The following is a 19,603-nucleotide window of genomic DNA, read 5'->3' on the forward strand; positions in this document are numbered from 1 at the left end:
AGCCGAAATAAACAGGATTGTTAATTACTGGATGTTCATAACAAAGAATTATTCAACTCGACTACCCTGCCGTCCTGTTTGTAGAGGCGCGGAACCCTTGATGAGATGATGCATGGAACTTCGTAATTAATCGTTTCAAGCTTCCTGGCAATCTCGTTGATTGAAATTGTCTCTTTACCTTGCTTGCCTATCAAGGTAGCAACCGTTCCCACCTGAACTTCATAAGGAAGCTTCACCATGCACTGATCCATGCAAATGCGGCCGATAATCGGCGACCTTATTCCATCGACCAAAACTTCCTGTCCCTGCAGCCTGCGTATCCATCCATCAGCATACCCAATCGGGAGCGTGCCTACCCAAATATCTTCAGGTGCTTCATAAGTGGCCCCGTAACTCACCTTCTCACCTTTATCCAGCTTCTTCACATGGACAATCCGAGAATGGATCGTGAACGCTTCGTTCAATTTGACAGGCAATTGGGGTTCGATTTCAACTGATGGGGTCAGCCCGTACATCGCAATTCCCACTCTCACTGCGTTGAACTGTGCGTCTGCATGCATGAGGGCAGCAGCACTATTGCTGCTATGGATAACCGGAGGCTGCTTGTCCAAGGTGGAAAGCATTTCTTTGAACAGACGGAGCTGTTTGGTGAAATACGTATCATCCAATTCATCCGCAGTTGCAAAGTGTGTATAGATTCCGTTCAGGTTAAGCCTTGCATCTTCTTCAATCATCCATTCTATTGCCTTCAATTCCTCTGCAGAGCGAATACCGATACGCCCCATGCCTGTATCAATTTTTATATGAAGCGAGAGGAAAGCATCCTTTTTCAGCACCTCACGAGCTTTTAACAGCCATTCCTGCTGGAAAACGGTTAGGATGATTCCTTCCTCGGCCGCAATATTCACATCCTCCGGCCTGCTTGCACCAAGCACAAGTATTGGGGCTGTTATCCCCTTTTTCCTTAACGCGAGTGCCTCGTCCATGAATGCGACAGCCAGCAGCGAGGCGCCTGACTCCAGCGCAGCCTCTGCCACTTGCGAGTCCCCATGTCCGTAGGCATTAGCCTTCACGACCGCAATAAATCCGACGTTCTCCGGCAGATGTCCCTTGATAGCTTTAACATTTGCCTTAACGTGGTCCAAATCCACTTCTGCCCATGTATCACGGTAAAAAAAACCTTGCTCCTCCACCGAAACTCCACTTCCTTCAATCCGAACGATATTTTTATTGTTTTATTATCAAACCGAAAGAACTCATTGTCAAATGGATAATAAATGTTTGGATTTGCAGCTATTTTTGCAAAAAGGAACTTCGGCAAAGGCCCCACATACAGTTGAGCCCATAAAAAAACAGGCCCAGGTTGCTCTGAGCCTGCTTTGGGTCGCTTATTTTTCCATATCAGCAAGGACCGATTTGGCCACCATTTCCAATTCTTCTGGTGATAAGTCTGATGAAGCCAGCATATAATCGACTCCGAGGTGCGTCCATGAAATCGAAGTCTCGTTCATGGCCCCAATTGTGAAGCCAAGGTCAACAGGCTTGCCTGTCATGTTGATCGCAGAAGACATCGCAGGCATCGCGTCTGCTTTTTCCTGGATCAGCGTGAATGATTTCTCGCCGTCATATGTCAATACAACGCGCTTTCCGTTCTCTGTCTTGATTTCCTTTTCGTCGATCAGCGTCACGCCAGGAATTTCAGCGACTGGGTATTTAACCGTGAATTCTTTGTCTTCCACGTCAGCCATTACCGGAACTTCAAGCTGTGCACCCGTCATGTTCTTCTTCATATCGAATGCATCTTTGTCAAAGCTTGCGTCGAATTTGACATCGGAGAATTCAACCGTCACGAGGGAATTACGGTCCGGATCCATCACCTTCACACTTACCGGAGCAAGGTTCTTTTTATTCAGCTTGATCTCCTGGATCGGAAGCATCTTGTTATTCTGATATCTTGTTTTCGTTTCGAAAACGTAATGATCCTTTGTCGCCGAGAATTTCGCTTGTTTATCCTCGAGGATATCCATGATTAAAGATTCGTAAAGGTAAGCCTGGCTGCTGTTTTTCGGCCAGTCGCTCTGGAAGCGGAAGCTCTTGTTCAAAGCTGGTGTCAGAACAAAAACCCCTTCCTCATTCCTGAGGATCATCTGGCTTTGGTCCTTCTGGGCATTTTTCAGGTTTACACGGTAAAACGAAGGATCTTTATGCCAAATCTCTACCTCGTACACTTGTGGCTCTGTCCCCATCTGCAACGTCATCTTTGCCTTAGCTTTGTAACTCTTCAAATCGGTGAGCGTTCCATCCAACTCCTTAACCACAGATTCCTGTGATTTTGTACCGCAGGCAGCCAGAGCAAAAATAACCATGAGCCCGGCGAGAAGCAGCAACAACCTTTTCTTCATTCTTCCAACCCCTTTTAGTCTCATTTAAACGTGTAAAGGGAAAGAAAGGACAGGTATAAGACACTGGCTGCAAAATTGCTTAAGTGGTCTTCGTGCAGCCATGTTCCCGCCGCCCTAGCCTTGTCTCCCTTACTGCATTATGAATATATGAGACAACCTGGGTGAATATGCCCCCGGGATTGACAAGCATTTTAAATTTTTTCGATGACCACTTGTGCAATGGCATATTGCTCACTGTGGGAAATTGAAAGATGAACACCTTCCATATAGGGCTTTGTGATGATGGGGCGTCCATGCGGATCATTCTCGATTACGATATCCATGAAGGACAATTCTTTGCCGATGCCTGTTCCCTTTGCTTTTGAAAAAGCTTCCTTTGCTGCCCAGCGGCCGGCCAGGAATTCCATTCTTCTTCGTTCATTGTATTTATTGAAGATTTCTTTTTCTTTTTCGGTCAGTACTCGATCAGGAAAACGCAGCTGGGACTCTGCCAGTTTGCGGATCCGGCCGATTTCAACGATATCAATTCCCGTTCCTATGATCATTTTTCCAGTTCCCTTCTAAAAAAGATCGGTGCAGCATACAAAATAGTGTACAACTTTCGCCTATTAAGGCTATCCTTTATGTATTAGTGCCCAGGAGGTTTTGCATGTTTACAAGAACCGAAAGTTTGCGTGATTTCATCCGCTACTATCCGATTGTCTCCCTCATTATCTCAATCCATATCTTATTATATTTGGTGACCGCAATACCAGTTTTCCCAAGCAGATATGTCTTCGAGCTGCTTTCCGGAGTGAATCTGTTCATCGTAAATGGAGACTACTGGCGGATCGTCACCCCGATTTTCATGCATGCAGGCTTTGCGCACATGCTGTTTAACAGCTTCTCACTTGTCTTGTTCGGTCCTGCCCTGGAGCAATTGATGGGCAGAACAAAATTTATCCTGCTGTATCTGGCAACAGGCATCGCCGCAAACATCGCCACATTGATCCTCGAGCCGTTGACCTACACTCACGTTGGTTCAAGCGGTGCGATTTTCGGCCTTTTCGGGTTCTATATTTCGATTATCGCATTCCGTAAAGCGTTGCTTTCCAGGGAGAACTCCCAGACCATCATGACCATCGCCATCATCGGTGTCATCATGACCTTCGTCCAGTCTAACATCAATATTACTGCCCATATTTTCGGCATGCTTGCCGGATTCCTGATTGGAATGGCAGTTTTTAAAAACAAAGGATAAAGGACCCAACCAAGACTCGATGGACTAGTCAAAGTAGCTGGACAGTTCTCGTAGTGAAATTAATACTTTCCCTTCACACAAAAAAGCGCCTGATTGGCGCTTTTACTTTTGGTCGAATGTTTTATGCGAATACCAATGATAAATTAAGTCAGCATGCTTTTTCTCAAGGTCGATCACTTTTCCGCCGGCTCCGCCGTGCCCCGATTTCACGATTGCTTCAACCGTAGCAAGCTTCTTCTTTCTCTGAAAAATGCTTTCTTTCACGCTGAAGGACTGAACTTTATTTTTCCTCATATAAACAGTGTTCTTTACAATGTTCCGGTAACGAAAAGTCAGCATTCCCTGATCAAGGCTCCAGCCCGCGTCCTTATAGTTCAGATACGACCACAAGGCTGAGACGACCAGCAGAATGAGCGCACCATATCCCCAGGGTCTTATGAACCAGATTGCTGCCGCTATGATTGGCAGCACGAACAGCCAGCCTTTGAACAGGTATCTGCTGAATGCCCGTGACGGTGCAGGCGATACATTGACCCGGAAGTGGTAATCCGTCAAATGAGGTTCGAGCAATACAGGTATCTTGTTTTTTTTCACGATTGGAAGAATGATGACCTTCGAACTCTCCTGATTAAGCGCGGACCCGCCTGCACTTTCAACATAAGCTGAGGCATAGCCTAGCGGCTGCCTGACGAGATTCTCGCTGATCCGAATAGCCTGGATCCGGTTCAGCGGGATTGTGAACTGCCGTTTCTCCAGTAACCCTCTCGTGATGACAAGGTCATTGTCCACTTTCCTTACGGTAAAATTGGCGTATTTCATCATCGTGCCAAGCAGAGCGATGAACCACGCTAGCAAAAAGCCGATAAAGACGCCAATACTGACAAAAACGACGCCATTCTGGACAAAATGCTCCACTCCATCAAAAATCCTCTCGTACGGAATAAATTCTTCAAATTGGAACACGAAAGCCATCACCGCTGAGATGACGACCCCGACACCTCCTGAAGTCGTCGCAAGCATGATCAACTCTGATCCTGATATTTTATAAAGAAGGTCCTCGCTCGTTTTCGGCTCATCTTCGGCTTCCTGCAGCCGGCCCGCCTTCTTGATTGAAACCAAATAATCATGGATCTCTTTTGCATCCTGCCTGCTGATTGCCGTTAAAACAGCCTCCCCATCCTGAAGGCCCATCCCGCCTGACCCGGCTGTCTCAACTTTTACCTTCACAAGGCCGAACAGCCTCTGTAAAATCCCTTCTGATAAATCGAGACTTTGGATCCTGTCAAATGGGATATAGCGTTTTTTCCGGACAATCAGTCCGTATTCGATCCTCAATTCACCCTGCTCAATCCGATATGTAAACCTGTACCATGATAGAACCCCAAAGACTAAAACGAGTACAACTACGCCGATTGAACCGAAAAAGTAAAACAGATCCCAATCCGTCCCCCTGCTGCCGAAGACGACAAATATAAGAAATGGAATGATCAGTTCTTTTAGCTGCCGGAGTGCATTAACGACGGCGGCAATCGGATGCAGCCTTTTTGGATCAGACATCTTCATCCGCCACCCTTGCCAGCCTTGAAATCGAAGTCCTTAAATCCTCCGCTTCCTCCATGTCAAGTGCAGGTATTTCGTGTACTGTCGCAGCAGTCGAAACCGTCACCGTCGATAAACGGTACTTCCTTAATAAAGGCCCCTGCTGGGTATCAACGTGCTGGACGCGTATCATGGGGATAAGCGTCTTCTTTACTATAAAAACCCCATACTGGAGCTCAATTTCCTGCTCCCTTACCTCATAGCGCCAGCGTTTCCAGCGTAATGCCGGCAAAATAAAGATAAATAAAACACTATATACAGCAGCAATGAACAAAGCTGCTCCAATGATCCAGTAAGGCCAATCAAAAAATACTGTAATGGCGGTCAGACCGCCAGCCAAACCCCAAATCACCAGCGAGTGGAGGGCAGCAGCAATCTTCCAGACCGTCAAAGCCCGCGCAGAAATCCTTTTTTGCGGCTCAGAAATCGTCATAAACATCCTCCCGCTCTTCCAATTAATAGCACCTTCCTAAGTATACAACAACCACACTCAAGATTGGGGAGGAAAATCAACAGGTGACACATTCGAAACTCTCCACTTATTCACGACCTGTTTTATTCAACAGGTGCCAGGCACGGCTCTATTTTTGTCGATTTATTCTTTCAGGGGAGTTGCCTGATTTATGTCGTTTCATCATTTTGTGAGAGTTGTTCGAATTTTGTCGATTACTATTTTCTGAGAGTTGTTCGATTTTTGTCATTTCATGTTCCGGGGATGCCCGATGGTTCGATTTATTTCAGCAGGAAGCTGCTTCCGTCGATTTTTTCGACTTCTGGGATTTTGGATAAGTCTTCGGCAAGCTTGAATAAAGCGAGGTCTTTCTTTTTCGCTTCAATCATGCAATGGATTTCTGGGACGGAGCCTTTGATGCCATTGATGAAATCCATGAACATCTGAACGTCTACATATTCGGCGTGGGCACGGAAATCCTTTTCGGACCTGGGGCTCGAGATATGCATCTTCACAGGCAGCTTGGAGTGTTCCCATGTACCGGCTATCCGTTCCCACTGTTCCTGCCAATTGATGTTCTCATGATGCGCCAAATGATGGTGGTAATCGAATACAAGCGGAATCCCCAGTTTTTCGCAAAGATAAAGGGTGTCGTGGAGCGTGAACGATGTGTCATCATTCTCAAGGATGACCATATCCTGCAGCCTCGTTGAAATCAGGCCCCAATTATGGATAAACTGCTCAAGCGCCTTTTCTCTATCTTCATATACTCCGCCGACATGCAGGACGCAGCGGTGCTCCGGATCAATCCCCATCCCCTTCAGCAGCGCATGGTGCATTGCCAGTGTTTTTACCGAATTATTCAGCGTTTCAGTTTTCAATGTATTCAGCAGGACAAAGTGATCCGGGTGGAAGTCTACACGCATCGGATTCACGTGTAAAAATTCTGCGATATCCTTCAGTGTTCCTTTTAGAGCACGCATGTACTTCCAATCAGAAAGCTCTTCATGGTTCGCAAGCGGAATCAGCCTGGAGCTCAATCTGAAAAAATGAATCTCGTTCGCTTTGCTGTGCCTTAAGAGGCGCAAGCAATTTTCAAGATTGGAAATTGCGATTCTTTCCAGCTTATTGATGGCCGCTTCCCGATCCTGGATTCCCTGGAACTGTTTGAATGTCATCGTCTGTGACGGCGATGCATTTTTCAATTCCTCGCTCATCGCCACATACCCAAGTCTAACGATCGTCATTGCATACACACCCATTTTTTATAGGTAGTATGCCCAAGATTATATTTGTGCGGTCGGGAATGGGGAAGAAAATCGACTTGGTCGATATAATACCAAATGTGGTCGATATAACGTAAAACGTGGTCGATATATTGAAAAATCCGCTGATATATTGCAAAATGTGGTCGATATCTTTAGAAATGTGGTCAATATCTTCAGAAACGTGGCCGACATAATGCAAAATACAGTCGTATCTTCAGGAATGTGGTCGATATATTGCAAAATGTGGTCGTCATCATTAAAATCTTCCTTGGGCAACCACCACAACTAACTGCCGAGCTGGATCATGTATAAAAAAATCCCCGGTTTCATTACGAAACCGGGGATTTTTACTTGATTTATATTAGCGTGGTGACCTTGATTTAAAGCCGCCGCCTTCTCTGCTGCCGCCGCCTGTGCGTTTTGTGCCAGAGCGTGGCTTGTAAGGCTTCTTATTGCGCCCGTCGCCGCCGCCTCTGTTATTATCAAATCTTCTGCGGTCTTGAGGCTTCTTGTCTCTTCTGTTTGGAAGAGGCTTTTCCTCAGTAAGCTTAACAGGTGTCATATCAGGCTCTTTTGTGAGCATTTTCAATACTGAAGCTACGACTGTCTGTGCATCATGATCTTTTAACAGCTCATCTGCAGCCTGGCGGTAGTATTGAAGGTTGTTTGACTCGATTGTTTGTGTAATCTTGTCGATAACGGCTCTTTGCTGGCCTTCCAACGCTTCGTCCATAGTTGGAGCTTTCATTTTTTCCATGCGCTTCTTCGTTGTTTTTTCAACAACGTGAAGGTAAGAAGTTTCTCTGTGTGTTACAAACGTAATTGCCATACCTTCTTTACCTGCACGGCCAGTACGTCCGATACGGTGTACATAGCTTTCAGGATCCTGAGGGATGTCAAAGTTGTAAACATGTGTTACTCCAGAGATATCAAGTCCACGAGCAGCAACGTCTGTTGCAACAAGCACGTCGATTGAACCTTCCTTGAACTTTCTTAGTACAGACATACGCTTCGCCTGTGTTAGGTCTCCGTGGATTCCTTCAGCCGTGTAGCCGCGCAGGTTCAACGCTTCAGAAAGTTCATCAACACGGCGCTTTGTGCGGCCGAAGATGATTGCCAATTCAGGTGACTGGATATCAAGAAGACGAGTAAGAACGTCGAACTTGTTCTTTTCCTGAACTTCAATATAGTATTGCTCGATCAAAGGAACAGTCATTTCCTTTGCTTTAACACGAACGATTTGAGGTTCCTTCATGAAACGCTCAGCAATTTTCTGGATTGGGCCAGGCATTGTAGCGGAGAACAACAATGTTTGGCGTTCGTTAGGGATTTTAGCAAGGATTTCTTCGATATCTTCGATAAAGCCCATGTTCAGCATTTCATCTGCTTCATCAAGAATGACTGTTTCAACATTATCAAGACGGATTGTCTTTCTGTTGATGTGGTCAAGAAGTCGTCCAGGCGTTCCGACGATGATGTGTGGTCCTTTTTTCAATGCACGGATCTGGCGGTTGATATCCTGGCCGCCATAAATTGCAAGAACGCCCACTCTTTTGCCAGCACCAATTTTATATAATTCCTCAGAAACCTGGATTGCCAATTCACGAGTTGGCGCGATGATGATTCCCTGGATATTGTGGTTTTCCTTCTTGATCTTTTCAACTAGAGGAATACCAAATGCTGCAGTTTTACCAGTACCTGTTTGTGCCTGGCCGATTAAGTCCTTGTTTTCAAGGCTGATTGGAATCGTCTGCGCCTGAATAGGAGTTGCTTCCTCAAAACCCATATTCTTTACAGCTTTTAGTGTTGCGGGGCTAATGCCCATCTCTTGGAACATTGTCAACTTTATTCATTCTCCTTTATGTTCACATTTGTCCAGCACCGGCATCTCGCCAATGCTTTCGATATTTAAGTGGCTGTTTAAGGATCCAAACCATTTCTGATTCTGGTTAATTTTATCGTACCTTTACGGCAAAATAGGTGTTAGCACCTTGTGTTTTAAGCAGGGCTGAATCAGCATTCGAGAGTAGCATGCTGAAGCACAGAACCTGAAATATTAGCAAAAAAAGACATTCTCCAACACGGGAGTATGTCCGCTTAAAGGATTTTCTCAGTTAGACACTCAATATTCATCATACCATCTTTAGGAAGGAAAAGCAATTTTTGAAGCATAGGTTCATCTGGTAATTCTTGCTCTCTCCTTGGAAGTTAAAAAATCATACACTTCATCAAAAAGATGTTCTTTTTCGTCGCAATGACAGATCAGATGCTTGGAGTTCTTATAAAAAATCAGCCGTTTTTCTTTTGCGCCAATGTTTTCATATAAATACTGGGCGCTTTTGGGAGGGACGATGCCATCACTTTCCCCCTGGGCAATCAAGGTAGGGACTTTCACATCGTTGAGAATAGGCTTGATTTTTGTCACAAGCCTGCGAAACTGCAAGGTAGCGGTCATGGGTGTTTCCTTAATTTTTCGTTTATAACGCCTGAATAATTCATTTTCCTTCAATTTCCCTTTTACCGTATCCCTCATCATTTCCTTGATGTCATATGCAAGCTGCTTCGGATTCACATAATAGGCAGCTGCACTGAGCAGGACGAGTTTTTCCACAGGATATTTCGAAGCGAGATAGCTGGCGATCAGCCCTCCCATCGAAAAACCGATGACATAGACGGTATCACATTTGTTCAAAAGTGCTTTCAGCTCGTTTTCAGCATGACCAATCCATTCGACATGCTTGATTCCCTTCAAGCTGAGCTCATCGCCATGACCTGGAAGTGTAGGAACAACGATCTGCCAGTCGGTTCTTTCTTTCAACGACTGGGCGAGGGGTTCTACCTCGTAGGGAGAGCCGGTAAATCCATGGATTAAAAGACAACCTATCATAACCAATCACCCATTAGTTTTTCTCGTATTTAATCTTTCCCCATTTTAAAGCATTTAACCTTGAAATTCCTGTAATTAGCCCATTTAATGAAGGCTTTTTTTGCCTGAAAGCTACTCTGCTGCCAGCACATATATTTCTGCAGCAGCATCAAACTCTCTTACACAAGTCCAAATGATTATAAACCGATCCTAAAAAAGCCAAAAAGATGCCCTGTCAGTCAGGACATCCAGTTGGGAATGTTTATTTCTGCAGCGTTTTGACAACTTCTTCAAGTTTCATCCCACGAGATGCTTTTACAAGGACGATCGTTTCGTCTGTTACGTACTTTTTCAGTTCATTGCTCAGTTCCTGTTTATCCTGGCAGGCAAATACTCTGTCCTCTCCCAGTACTTCCCCGGCACCCCTGGCGATTGATTCGCTAAGTTTGCCAAATGTGAATACATAATCGATTTTATCTGCATCTAGTGACGCACCAACTTTGTAATGATACTCTTCTTCCAGAGGCCCAAGCTCCAGCATGTCACCGAGCACGAGGATTTTACGGCTGTAGCCTGAAAGGTTGGCAACGAGGTCGATGGCTGCATTCATTGAGGTTGGGCTCGCATTGTAAGCGTCATTGATGATTTTCTCGCCATTAGTGCCTTCCGATAGTTCCATCCTCATGTTTGTCAGCTTCAAACCCGCGAAGCCGTCATTCATTTTTTCAAAAGATACACCAAGGAACTCTGCGGCTAGCATTGCTGCCAGTGCATTCAGGATATTATGGTTTCCGAGAACCGGCAGATAGAATGTTTCATCGCAGTGATTCGTCTTGAACTTATTCCCGCTTTCCATTGGTTCAATGCTGACAGGATACAGATCATTATCCTGACTTGCACCAAAAGTCTTCAGTTCACCTGACCCATGGTAATCATTAAGCCTTTCCTGAAGGAGCGGCTCGTCTCCATGAAAAATAATCAATCCGTTTTCGCGCAAACCGCTGATGATTTCAAGCTTCGCTTCGGCAATCGCTTCCCTTGAACCTAGATCAAGCAGGTGGGATTCTCCAATATTCGTGATGATTACTGCATCAGGACGACCCATCTTTGTTAAAAATTCAATTTCACCCTTACTGCTCATGCCCATCTCAAGCACAGCGACCTCTGTATCTTCACGCAAACGGAGAAGTGTGATCGGAAGACCGAGATGGTTGTTGAAGTTGCCTTCGGTTTTCTGAACTTTGTATTTCTGCGCCAGCAGATTCGCGGTCATGTCCTTCGTAGTCGTTTTCCCATTGCTGCCGGTAATCCCGACTACCTTGATATCGAGCGAGTTGCGGTAGCTTCTCGCCAGCTCCTGCAAGGCCGTTGTCGTATCTTCGACGATGATGATTGGCAGATCCTCCGGAGGATTCGGCACATCCTTTTGCCAAAGGGCAGCTGAAGCACCACCGTCCCTGATAACATCTTCAACAAAATTATGGCCGTCAGTCCGAGTTCCTTTAAAAGGAACGAACAAGTTGCCTTCTTCCACTTTACGAGTATCGATTGTAACTCCCTTTATGATTACATCAGAGAATTTGCTCACATCGTTCAAGGCACCCGCCATTTGAGCGACTTCTGATAATGTTTTTTGGATCATATTGATTTCCTCCCATTGACGGCAAAAATGAAGGAACACGGCAGAAGAAAGCATGATGCTTTCACTGGCCGTGTCTCCCCTGGTGTTAAAATTTATGTGTTCACTGTATTAGAAAGTGTACTTAATTTTCTGCTTTTCTGCGTGGCGTTCGATCCCCAGGTTCACCAATTTTTCGATCAGCTGCGGGTATTCAACACCCGTATGCTTCCATAAAAGCGGGAACATGCTGAATGGTGTGAAGCCAGGCATTGTGTTCACTTCGTTGATCAGCAGCTGGCCATCTTTTGTCAGGAAGAAGTCTGCGCGAACAAGTCCTGAGCAATCAAGTGATTTAAAAGCAGTAATCGCCATTTCTTTTAAATCAGCGTATTGCTGATCGGTGATTTCAGCAGGGATGATCATGGCCGTGTCGCCATCTTCGTACTTCGCTTTATAGTCGTAGAAATCTTTTTTAGGAACAATTTCCCCTACTACAGAACATTCAGGCTCATCATTGCCCAATACTCCGATTTCGATTTCGCGTGCAACAACACCCTGTTCGATGATGATTTTACGGTCAAATTGGAACGCTTCTTTGAACGCCGCTTCAAGCTCATGCTTGTTCGAAGCCTTGCTGATCCCTACGCTCGATCCAAGGTTTGCAGGCTTTACGAAGCATGGATAGCCAAGCTTTTCTTCCACCAGGCTATAGATTTTTTCATTGTTCTTTTCCCATTCACTGCGAAGGGCAGATACATACTCAACCTGAGGAAGTCCCGCCTGTGCGAAAATATTCTTCATGGCGATTTTATCCATGCCTGCTGCAGATGCAAGGACGCCGTTCCCGACATAAGGAAGGTTCAATAATTCAAGCAAGCCTTGAACCGTTCCATCTTCACCGTTCGGGCCGTGAAGCAATGGGAAGATGACATCAAGAGTCTTGCCGGATTCTGCACCGCCTGCCTGGAATAATGCTGGAGTAAATGAAGGAGTCGGCAAGTTCGATCCTTCCGAAAACTCAAGTGCCTTGACGTTCTCTGCAGGCGCGTTCAACTGAGGACCCTTGACCCACTCTCCTTCCTCCGTTATGTATATAGGATAAATCTCGAATTTTTCAAAATCCAATGCCTTCGTCACAGCCAAAGCTGTCTGCATCGATACTTTATGTTCAGCCGATTTGCCGCCATACAGCAGCCCGATTCTTGTCTTCATAGAAATAGACCTCCAATGAATTCGCTCTGTTTGCTAATTAGCTCGAGTGCCTTCTATAGGCACTTTCCGTTATTTATTTTACCACTTTATTTTTTAATAAAGTAATTGTTATCAATTTTTAATATTCCATGCTCCTGCTATACTATTTCCTGTTTTACCTGTATGAAACCTGTACGCTTATTAAAATACGGAACTTTCTTTTGATTTTCACTCTGATAAAAAGAGTAATCCCGATTTTGGCATTCGAACTGGTTCAAATGCCTAATATACCATATGAATCAACAGATAATACCGTGAATGGAAAGCCCCTTCAGTATAGGTGTACTCACGGATTTAAAACCCCAATAAAAAACACTCAGATTGTCCTGAGCGCTGTTATTTTACGATCATCACCGGTGCTTTCACTCGTTTGGCCACTTTGTGGCTTACACTGCCGAGAACCATTTCCTGCAAGCCGTTCAAGCCGCGGCTGCCGACGACGACTACATCGAATTGGTTCTTATTCGCATAATCCACGATGGCTGGTCCCGGTTCACCGAGCAATTTCTCTAATTTAAAATTCAAATCATCGCTATTAAAAAGATTCGTCACCGGGGCGAGTCTCATTTTTCTTTTTTCCTCAACGACAGTCCGGTCTGGGTTATGAAGAACATCTTCTTTTGAGGTTTGACCATCTATTACATATACAACCGTAATTTCACTATTACCGCTAAGTTTCGCCAGTTCCGCTGCTTTTTTTGCTGCACGAACTGAATGGTCAGACCCATCAGCAGCAAGCAGGATTTTCTTGAACATCTCTCATTCCCCCTACTATCTCTATTTCTCATTATATAAAAAAAGCACGTTGAGTGGTCAACGCACTTTTCAATATTTTAATGTCCGGAAAGCTTGGCGCCTTCCTGTTTGTGAACGGCTAGCTTGTCAATCAAGTGGGAGCTTGGCTCATTCAGTCCATGCAGACGGACCACTGTACCGTTTTCTCTCAATTTAATGACGATTTTATCAATTGCCGCGACCGCTGAATCATCCCAAACATGGGCATGTGTCAGGTCAATTACGACTTCTTTTGCTGTTTCTTTTAGATCAAAGGATTCGATCAAGTCCGTAACAGACGCGAAGAATACCTGCCCTGTTACAAAATACGTACGGCGATCTGTTGCAACATCCAATGTAGATGTCACCTTCACCTTTGAGATTTTTGCCACAAAGAAAATCGCGCTAAGGATGATGCCGGCAAAAACACCTTTTGATAAATCATGTGTAAATACTGTAGTGACAGTAGTGACTACCATTACGGTTGAATCGGTAATAGGAGTCTTGGCCATCCCTTTAATTGATGACCAGTCGAACGTTCCGATCGATACCATGATCATAACCCCAACTAGGGCTGCCATCGGTATTTGTACAACGACATTTCCTAATGCGATAATCAGGAACATCAGAAACGTACCAGCAACAAAAGCTGACAATCTGCCTCGTCCTCCAGATTTTACGTTGATAACCGATTGGCCAATCATAGCGCAGCCCGCCATGCCGCCGAATAATCCAGCAACAATGTTGGCAATCCCCTGGCCGCGGCTTTCTTTATTTTTATCACTGGAAGTATCCGTCATGTCATCAACGATAGAAGCAGTCAGCAAGGATTCAAGCAAGCCGACAATCGACAGGGCCAATGAATATGGAAAAATAATTTTCAATGTTTCAAGATTAAAAGGTACATTAGGAATTAGGAATGTCGGCAGGGCAGAAGTCAGATTCCCCATATCGCCAACCGTTCTGACATCGCTCTTTGTCATGATCGCAATCACAGTAATGACAATGATTGCCACAAGCGGTGATGGCACTGCTTTTGTGATTCGAGGGAAAAGATAAATGATGGCAAGCGCACCCGCTACCAAAGCATACATAACCCATGTAGCATCGACAAATTGTTCAAGCTGGGCCATAAAGATCAGGATTGCCAGTGCATTTACGAATCCAATCATGACTGATCGCGGAATGAACTTCATGAACCTTGCCAATTTAAACACACCAAACAGAATCTGCAGGACACCTGTCAAAATCGTTGCTGCCATTAAATATTGCAAACCATGGTCAGCAACAAGCGTCACCATCAACAGCGCCATCGCACCGGTCGCAGCTGAAATCATACCAGGACGTCCGCCGACAATCGCGATTGTCACAGCAATTGCGAATGAAGCGTAAAGCCCTACCATCGGGTCAACACCAGCAATAATCGAAAACGCGATCGCCTCAGGAATCAAAGCCAGCGCAACGACGATCCCAGAAAGGATATCTCCTTTAACGTTGCCAAACCATTGTTCTTTAATTGTAGTAGTATTCAAATAAACACCCCTTAAGATTATTTTGTGGCTTCCTACTCTCAAGCAAGCCGGGTCCGTTACAAACAGGAATAATCATAACATAATTTTAAAAACGGGCAACCTGTGCTGTAAGCGCTGAAATAGCTGTATTTCTTCAAAAATCTGCTGATATCTCATTTTTCCATATAGATTTGTGAAATCCTTTAAATGTAAAATAGCTATTTAACATGAATTACTCCTGTATTGTTTTAGGCTCATAAGATCCTTACTATAGTACCTTTTCTGGACTCCATCCCAGTTTTGGGAATATAAATTGTTCTATGTGACCTTTTGGAGGCTCCGTCTCCGTTTTGGACTTATAGAACCTTTCTATATGACCTTTATTGGAGCTTCACCACCATCTTGGGCCTATAGGATGTTTCTATGTGACCTTTTGGGAGCTTCACCACCATCTAGGGCTTATAGAACCTTTCTATGTGACCTTTTGGGAGCTTCACCACCATCTAGGGCTTATAGAACCTTTCTATGTGACCTTTTCCAAGTCTCATGCTCCCTTTAGTCTTATAGAACCTTCCCATAAGACTTTTTTGGACCTCCGCCCCCGTTTAAGGCTTATAAAGCATTCCTTATATCCCTTGGTCAGCACAAAAAAATTCCTGCAGTCCAAAGACTGCAGGAATTTATCACCCAATCGGGGTGCAAATCTCAATATAATGTCCATCCGGATCCGCTGCATAGGCAACGACCTGGCCCCAAGGTTTTTCGGTTGGCTCGAGCAAAATCGGAACGCCGGCTGACCGCAGCTTTTCCACTGCACCTTTAACGTCTTCTGTCACGAAGCCCAACTCAAAAGTTTGTTCATTCTTCACCCCGTCAGGAATCGGTAGCTTTGTGATTTCTCGGCCGCTTTCTCTTGTGTTCATCGACAGCACTGTATTGCCTGTTTCATATTCAATATACGTCCCGAATTCATTGCGCAGCTTCAAACCTAGCAATTCGCCGTAAAAGTGTTTTGTTTTTTCCAAATCAGAAACATATAAAATGACATAACCCATTTTCAATTCCATTGTGATCACCTCATTACATAGATTCGAGATTAAATGGCTTGTTTCCTTCATTCATGATGAAACACTAAGAGGGCTTGTTTCTTTCATTGACTTAACGATGAGAAGCGGACCGGGCTGCTCTATATTTTAAAATGGCGTCCTTTGTGCAGGTGTAAACTCCTTCACTGATCAGCTTCCCTAGCGGGGTGGCAGTGCCTGCGTAGGAGATTAGTTCTCCCTGCTGGGTGGCGGCGATGCAGATGCTGTCTGTTGAAATGCCTGCAAACTGTCCGGCAGCAACCGGCGCGCTGCCTTCAAGCTCTTGCAATACACTGATTTTCGCTTCGGCCGCGGTCATCGCGCTCTGGATAAAAGCTTCTTCGGAAATCCTGCCATTGATGAACAGCCAGGTATTGATGTTTCGCGGGCTTTCTCGATGGGTGTTTCCAGCCGATACTATGATAAAAATCGAATGGCTACCCTCTTCAAAAAGCTGGTGAGATGCTGTTTCTGCCGGAACTGCCGTCATCATCCCGACTGTTTCGCTTGGCAGGAAACCGTTCTCCTGCAAATATTCTGCCATCTCCGCCTTATGGTCACTGCAGTCATACTCCATTGGGACAATCCTGTGCACAAACGAGCTGTGCCATCCAATCCCCGCTCCGGTGATTCCCGAAGACATCGTCCGCAATTTTACCGGTGATTGGAGGACAATCCGATCATGTCCAGCAACAATCAAACTTCCGTCTATTTTAAAATTGCTGCTCTCCTCCCCGTCCGTTTCTGGAACAAGTAAGAGTTGAGGCTTTGCAATCTCCGGATGCGGATGGTTTTTAATCTCTGTTTTATAAACCTTTTTAATCCGCTCTTCTTTTAAAACTTCCACAGGAGTGTCGACAATCAAGGTCTTGCCATTTTCCATCAAAAGAAGCCTGTCACAATAGAGTGACGCCAGGTTCAGATCATGGAAAATTGAGATGACCGTCAGATTCTCCTCTGCCGCCCACCTTTTCAAAAGATCCAGCAGTTCCTTTTGGAAGCTGAGATCAAGATGATTCGTCGGCTCATCAAGCAGGAGGATTTTTGGCTGTTGCGCCAGCGCCTGCGCGAGGAAGACTCTTTGCTTTTCACCGCCGGAGAGTTCAACGATCGATTTTTCCTGGAGATGAGTAATGCCCGTCTGTTCCATCACTTTCTGGACAATTTCCTCATCCTCAACACGCCAGCTGTTGAACCAGCCCTTCTGGTGCGCATACCGGCCTAGCGAAACAGTTTCTTTTACTGAATAAGGAAAGGCCTGTTCTGCGTGCTGAGGCAATACAGCCATCAGCCTTGCAAGCTGCTTTGGCGAGTACTCGGTCAAGTGACGGCCATCCAGCTGAATGGAACCCTTCCTGAAATCAAGAGCTCCGCTGATCATTTTTAACAGCGTTGTCTTCCCGCTGCCATTCGGGCCAAGGATGCCGAACAATTCCCCTTTGCCTACTTCGAAGGAAACCTCTTTCAGCACTTCGCCACCCGTATATCCGCCTGTTACATTTTTCACAGTAATCATCAGCCTGCACTTCTTTCCTTACGATTTCTCATTAAAATAAGCGCGAATACAGGTGCGCCGATCAAAGCGGTGATTACGCCGATCGGCAGTTCCGATGGCGCGATGACCGTCCGTGATAAAAGATCAGCTAAAATCAGGAAGCCGCTGCCGATCAATACGGATAACGGAAGCAAGTGGCGATGGTCTGGTCCCCACACAGTTCTAGTCAAATGCGGGATGACCAGCCCGACAAAGCCGATTGTCCCTGAGACCGCCACCGCAGAACCGGTTAATAGCGAGCCAGAGAGCAGAATCAATAACTTGCGGCGCTCCACATTCACACCAAGATGCTGGGCACGTTCTTCGCCAAAAGACATCGCATTCAGCTCCCTTGTGCTCGCAAGTAAAATTACTAAACCAATCAGAAAGAATGGAAAAATAATTTTAATATACTCCCAACCGCGCATCGAGACACTGCCGAGAAGCCAGCCGATGATTTGCCGGAGCTCCTCGCCGGAGAGGGCAATCATCAAAGAAATAAAAGATCCTAGAAATGAACTTAAAATAATTCCAGTCAATATGATCGTTTCAACCTTGAGCAGCCTGTCGACTCTCCGGGCAAAAAACAAGACAAACAATACTGTCGCAAATGCGAAAAGAATACTCAACACCGGCAAGGTAAAGATGCCAACAACCGGCAGTGAGATGCCGAAAAACAGGGTGATCACCGCACCGATTGAGGCTCCGGATGAAATCCCCAGTGTGTACGGATCTGCAAGTGGATTGCGCAGCAGCCCCTGGAATGCGGCACCGGCGATGGCAAGTGATGCGCCGACGAGTCCCGCCAGCAGCACACGCGGCAGCCTGATGTCCATGACAATGCTTGCATGCATCGGGTCGATTCCCTGTCCCTGTAAGCGGAAAATTTCAGCACCAATGATTTCAACAATTGCTGGTACTGGGATGGAAACCGTTCCGATCGAAATGCCAAGCAGCATGGAAGCAACCAAAAATGCCGCAGCTGCGATATACGCAAATCCTATATTATTTAAAAACGTCCGGGTAAATGGCTTTTGCAAGCTCCTCTGCTCCTTCAGCGAGCCTTGGACCTGAACGGGTAACGAGGTCTGAGTGGACATCGAATACCTGCTGGTCCTTGACCGCTTTTACATTATTCCAGCCCTGGCGTCCAAGAACCTGTTCAATCGGCTTTTCTGTATAATATCCATAGGTTGTCACAACGGCATCTGGATTACGCTCAACGATTGCTTCCTGGTCAACCTTGGCCCAGCCTTCCATATCACCTGCAGCATTTTTCGCGCCAATCAACCCAAGCATTTCATTGATGAATGTATTTTTGCCTGCTGTGTAAATTTCCGGCGCTGGTGATACCTCGACAAACACGGTTTTTTGTTCTTCCGGCTTGATTGCTTCAGCCTGTTTCTTCAGTTCAGCAAAACTGTCTTTCATTATGTTTACAAGTTCGTTGGCCTTTTCCTGCTCGCCGATCGCCTGGCCAATCATTTCGATGGATTCATAGACTTTTTCAAATGACTGTGCATCGTTCACGACGACAACATCGATCCCCGCGTCCTTCAATTGCTGAAGGCCAGCCTTCGCCGTGTCGGCGGTAGATTCATGTGCAAGCACAAGATCAGGCTTCAGCGAGATCATTTTCTCGATATTGAATTCCATTCCGCCGATTTTCTCCTTGGACATCGCTTCCTCTGGATAGTTGTCAAAGTCTGTGACGCCGACGATCGCCTCTCCGTTCTCGAGCGCATAAACGATTTCCGTGTTGCTCGGAATCAGAGATATGATTTTCTCAGGTTTTTCTTCAATGACAACTTCTTCATCAATCGCATCTTTTACAGTTACCGGGAATTCCGACTTTTGCTCCTGCGCTGCTTTTTCGCCTTCCGCTTTCTCTTGCTTTGCTTCAGTGCCGCATCCAGCAAGAATCATGGCAGCCGCCATCATCATTAATAATAATTTTTTCATTTGCTTCTCCTCCAAATTGTTCTTTTATATAACAAAAAA

General features: G+C 45.5%; 17 protein-coding genes. 1 reads left to right on the forward strand and 16 read right to left on the reverse strand.

Annotation, left to right across the window (positions count from 1 at the left end):
* Nucleotides 1–35 precede the first annotated feature (35 nt).
* The 3 genes from alr to acpS all read right to left on the reverse strand — a co-directional run bounded on the left by alr (nucleotide 36) and on the right by acpS (nucleotide 2,947).
* A complete protein-coding gene (gene alr, locus ACXAEA_RS00395; protein ID WP_475094034.1) occupies nucleotides 36–1,193 on the reverse strand; it encodes an alanine racemase in 1,158 nt (385 codons plus the stop codon).
* Nucleotides 1,194–1,388: 195 nt separating this feature from the next.
* Nucleotides 1,389–2,402: a LolA family protein gene (locus ACXAEA_RS00400; protein ID WP_475094035.1), complete on the reverse strand. Its 1,014-nt coding sequence runs from the start codon at nucleotides 2,400–2,402 to the stop codon at nucleotides 1,389–1,391.
* Nucleotides 2,403–2,593: 191 nt separating this feature from the next.
* On the reverse strand, nucleotides 2,594–2,947 hold the full coding sequence (gene acpS / locus ACXAEA_RS00405) for a holo-ACP synthase (RefSeq protein ID WP_475094036.1): 354 nt from the start codon (nucleotides 2,945–2,947) through the stop codon (nucleotides 2,594–2,596).
* A gap of 104 nt (nucleotides 2,948–3,051) precedes the next feature.
* Between acpS and ACXAEA_RS00410 the strand changes: the two genes are divergently transcribed.
* Nucleotides 3,052–3,642, forward strand: coding sequence for a rhomboid family intramembrane serine protease (locus ACXAEA_RS00410; protein ID WP_475094037.1), 591 nt, complete (start codon nucleotides 3,052–3,054; stop codon nucleotides 3,640–3,642).
* 102 nt (nucleotides 3,643–3,744) lie between these two features.
* Here ACXAEA_RS00410 and ACXAEA_RS00415 read toward each other — a convergent pair whose 3' ends face one another.
* From ACXAEA_RS00415 to ACXAEA_RS00475, 13 genes are all read right to left on the reverse strand, one after another.
* Entirely contained in the window at nucleotides 3,745–5,199 is a 1,455-nt protein-coding gene (locus ACXAEA_RS00415; RefSeq protein ID WP_475094038.1) for a PH domain-containing protein, read from the reverse strand.
* Complete coding sequence (locus ACXAEA_RS00420) at nucleotides 5,192–5,674, reverse strand: PH domain-containing protein (protein ID WP_475094039.1); 483 nt, start codon at nucleotides 5,672–5,674, stop codon at nucleotides 5,192–5,194. Before ACXAEA_RS00420 ends, ACXAEA_RS00415 begins: the two co-directional genes overlap by 8 nt.
* A gap of 299 nt (nucleotides 5,675–5,973) precedes the next feature.
* Nucleotides 5,974–6,939: a UV DNA damage repair endonuclease UvsE gene (gene uvsE, locus ACXAEA_RS00425; RefSeq protein WP_475094040.1), complete on the reverse strand. Its 966-nt coding sequence runs from the start codon at nucleotides 6,937–6,939 to the stop codon at nucleotides 5,974–5,976.
* A 382-nt stretch (nucleotides 6,940–7,321) separates the two neighbouring features.
* Nucleotides 7,322–8,803 (reverse strand): degradosome RNA helicase CshA, encoded by a 1,482-nt coding sequence (cshA, locus tag ACXAEA_RS00430; RefSeq protein WP_475094041.1) that lies wholly within the window; start codon nucleotides 8,801–8,803, stop codon nucleotides 7,322–7,324.
* A 333-nt stretch (nucleotides 8,804–9,136) separates the two neighbouring features.
* The gene (locus ACXAEA_RS00435; RefSeq protein ID WP_475094042.1) at nucleotides 9,137–9,847 is read right to left on the reverse strand and encodes an alpha/beta hydrolase; all 711 of its coding nucleotides are present in this window, start codon (nucleotides 9,845–9,847) and stop codon (nucleotides 9,137–9,139) included.
* A 241-nt stretch (nucleotides 9,848–10,088) separates the two neighbouring features.
* Nucleotides 10,089–11,468: a UDP-N-acetylmuramoyl-tripeptide--D-alanyl-D-alanine ligase gene (locus ACXAEA_RS00440; RefSeq protein ID WP_475094043.1), complete on the reverse strand. Its 1,380-nt coding sequence runs from the start codon at nucleotides 11,466–11,468 to the stop codon at nucleotides 10,089–10,091.
* Between the two features lie 108 nt (nucleotides 11,469–11,576).
* Nucleotides 11,577–12,659, reverse strand: a complete 1,083-nt coding sequence (locus ACXAEA_RS00445) for a D-alanine--D-alanine ligase (RefSeq protein ID WP_475094044.1) — start codon at nucleotides 12,657–12,659, stop codon at nucleotides 11,577–11,579.
* 375 nt (nucleotides 12,660–13,034) lie between these two features.
* On the reverse strand, nucleotides 13,035–13,454 hold the full coding sequence (locus ACXAEA_RS00450; RefSeq protein ID WP_475094045.1) for a universal stress protein: 420 nt from the start codon (nucleotides 13,452–13,454) through the stop codon (nucleotides 13,035–13,037).
* A 77-nt stretch (nucleotides 13,455–13,531) separates the two neighbouring features.
* Entirely contained in the window at nucleotides 13,532–15,004 is a 1,473-nt protein-coding gene (locus tag ACXAEA_RS00455; protein WP_475094046.1) for a SulP family inorganic anion transporter, read from the reverse strand.
* 662 nt (nucleotides 15,005–15,666) lie between these two features.
* On the reverse strand, nucleotides 15,667–16,050 hold the full coding sequence (locus tag ACXAEA_RS00460; protein WP_475094047.1) for a VOC family protein: 384 nt from the start codon (nucleotides 16,048–16,050) through the stop codon (nucleotides 15,667–15,669).
* A gap of 91 nt (nucleotides 16,051–16,141) precedes the next feature.
* Nucleotides 16,142–17,584 (reverse strand): heme ABC transporter ATP-binding protein, encoded by a 1,443-nt coding sequence (locus ACXAEA_RS00465; protein ID WP_475094048.1) that lies wholly within the window; start codon nucleotides 17,582–17,584, stop codon nucleotides 16,142–16,144.
* Nucleotides 17,584–18,642, reverse strand: a complete 1,059-nt coding sequence (locus tag ACXAEA_RS00470; protein WP_475094049.1) for a FecCD family ABC transporter permease — start codon at nucleotides 18,640–18,642, stop codon at nucleotides 17,584–17,586. The genes ACXAEA_RS00465 and ACXAEA_RS00470 overlap by 1 nt, the downstream gene beginning before the upstream one ends.
* Nucleotides 18,608–19,564 carry an ABC transporter substrate-binding protein gene (locus ACXAEA_RS00475; protein WP_475094050.1) on the reverse strand — a complete coding sequence of 319 codons (957 nt, stop codon included), beginning with the start codon at nucleotides 19,562–19,564 and terminating at the stop codon, nucleotides 18,608–18,610. The genes ACXAEA_RS00470 and ACXAEA_RS00475 overlap by 35 nt, the downstream gene beginning before the upstream one ends.
* Between the last annotated feature and the right edge of the window lie 39 nt (nucleotides 19,565–19,603).

The organism is Mesobacillus sp. ABV4_180, assembly GCF_056158485.1.

Excerpts from the sequence above, each read along its gene's own strand:
- ACXAEA_RS00400 (WP_475094035.1), bottom strand. The coding sequence starts at position 2,402 with ATGAAGAAAAGGTTGTTGCTGCTTCTCGCCGGGCTCATGGTTATTTTT.
- acpS (WP_475094036.1), bottom strand. The coding sequence starts at position 2,947 with ATGATCATAGGAACGGGAATTGATATCGTTGAAATCGGCCGGATCCGC.
- ACXAEA_RS00410 (WP_475094037.1), top strand. The coding sequence starts at position 3,052 with ATGTTTACAAGAACCGAAAGTTTGCGTGATTTCATCCGCTACTATCCG.
- ACXAEA_RS00415 (WP_475094038.1), bottom strand. The coding sequence starts at position 5,199 with ATGTCTGATCCAAAAAGGCTGCATCCGATTGCCGCCGTCGTTAATGCA.
- ACXAEA_RS00420 (WP_475094039.1), bottom strand. The coding sequence starts at position 5,674 with ATGACGATTTCTGAGCCGCAAAAAAGGATTTCTGCGCGGGCTTTGACG.
- uvsE (WP_475094040.1), bottom strand. The coding sequence starts at position 6,939 with ATGACGATCGTTAGACTTGGGTATGTGGCGATGAGCGAGGAATTGAAA.
- ACXAEA_RS00435 (WP_475094042.1), bottom strand. The coding sequence starts at position 9,847 with ATGATAGGTTGTCTTTTAATCCATGGATTTACCGGCTCTCCCTACGAG.
- ACXAEA_RS00440 (WP_475094043.1), bottom strand. The coding sequence starts at position 11,468 with ATGATCCAAAAAACATTATCAGAAGTCGCTCAAATGGCGGGTGCCTTG.
- ACXAEA_RS00445 (WP_475094044.1), bottom strand. The coding sequence starts at position 12,659 with ATGAAGACAAGAATCGGGCTGCTGTATGGCGGCAAATCGGCTGAACAT.
- ACXAEA_RS00450 (WP_475094045.1), bottom strand. The coding sequence starts at position 13,454 with ATGTTCAAGAAAATCCTGCTTGCTGCTGATGGGTCTGACCATTCAGTT.
- ACXAEA_RS00460 (WP_475094047.1), bottom strand. The coding sequence starts at position 16,050 with ATGGAATTGAAAATGGGTTATGTCATTTTATATGTTTCTGATTTGGAA.
- ACXAEA_RS00465 (WP_475094048.1), bottom strand. The coding sequence starts at position 17,584 with ATGATTACTGTGAAAAATGTAACAGGCGGATATACGGGTGGCGAAGTG.
- ACXAEA_RS00475 (WP_475094050.1), bottom strand. The coding sequence starts at position 19,564 with ATGAAAAAATTATTATTAATGATGATGGCGGCTGCCATGATTCTTGCT.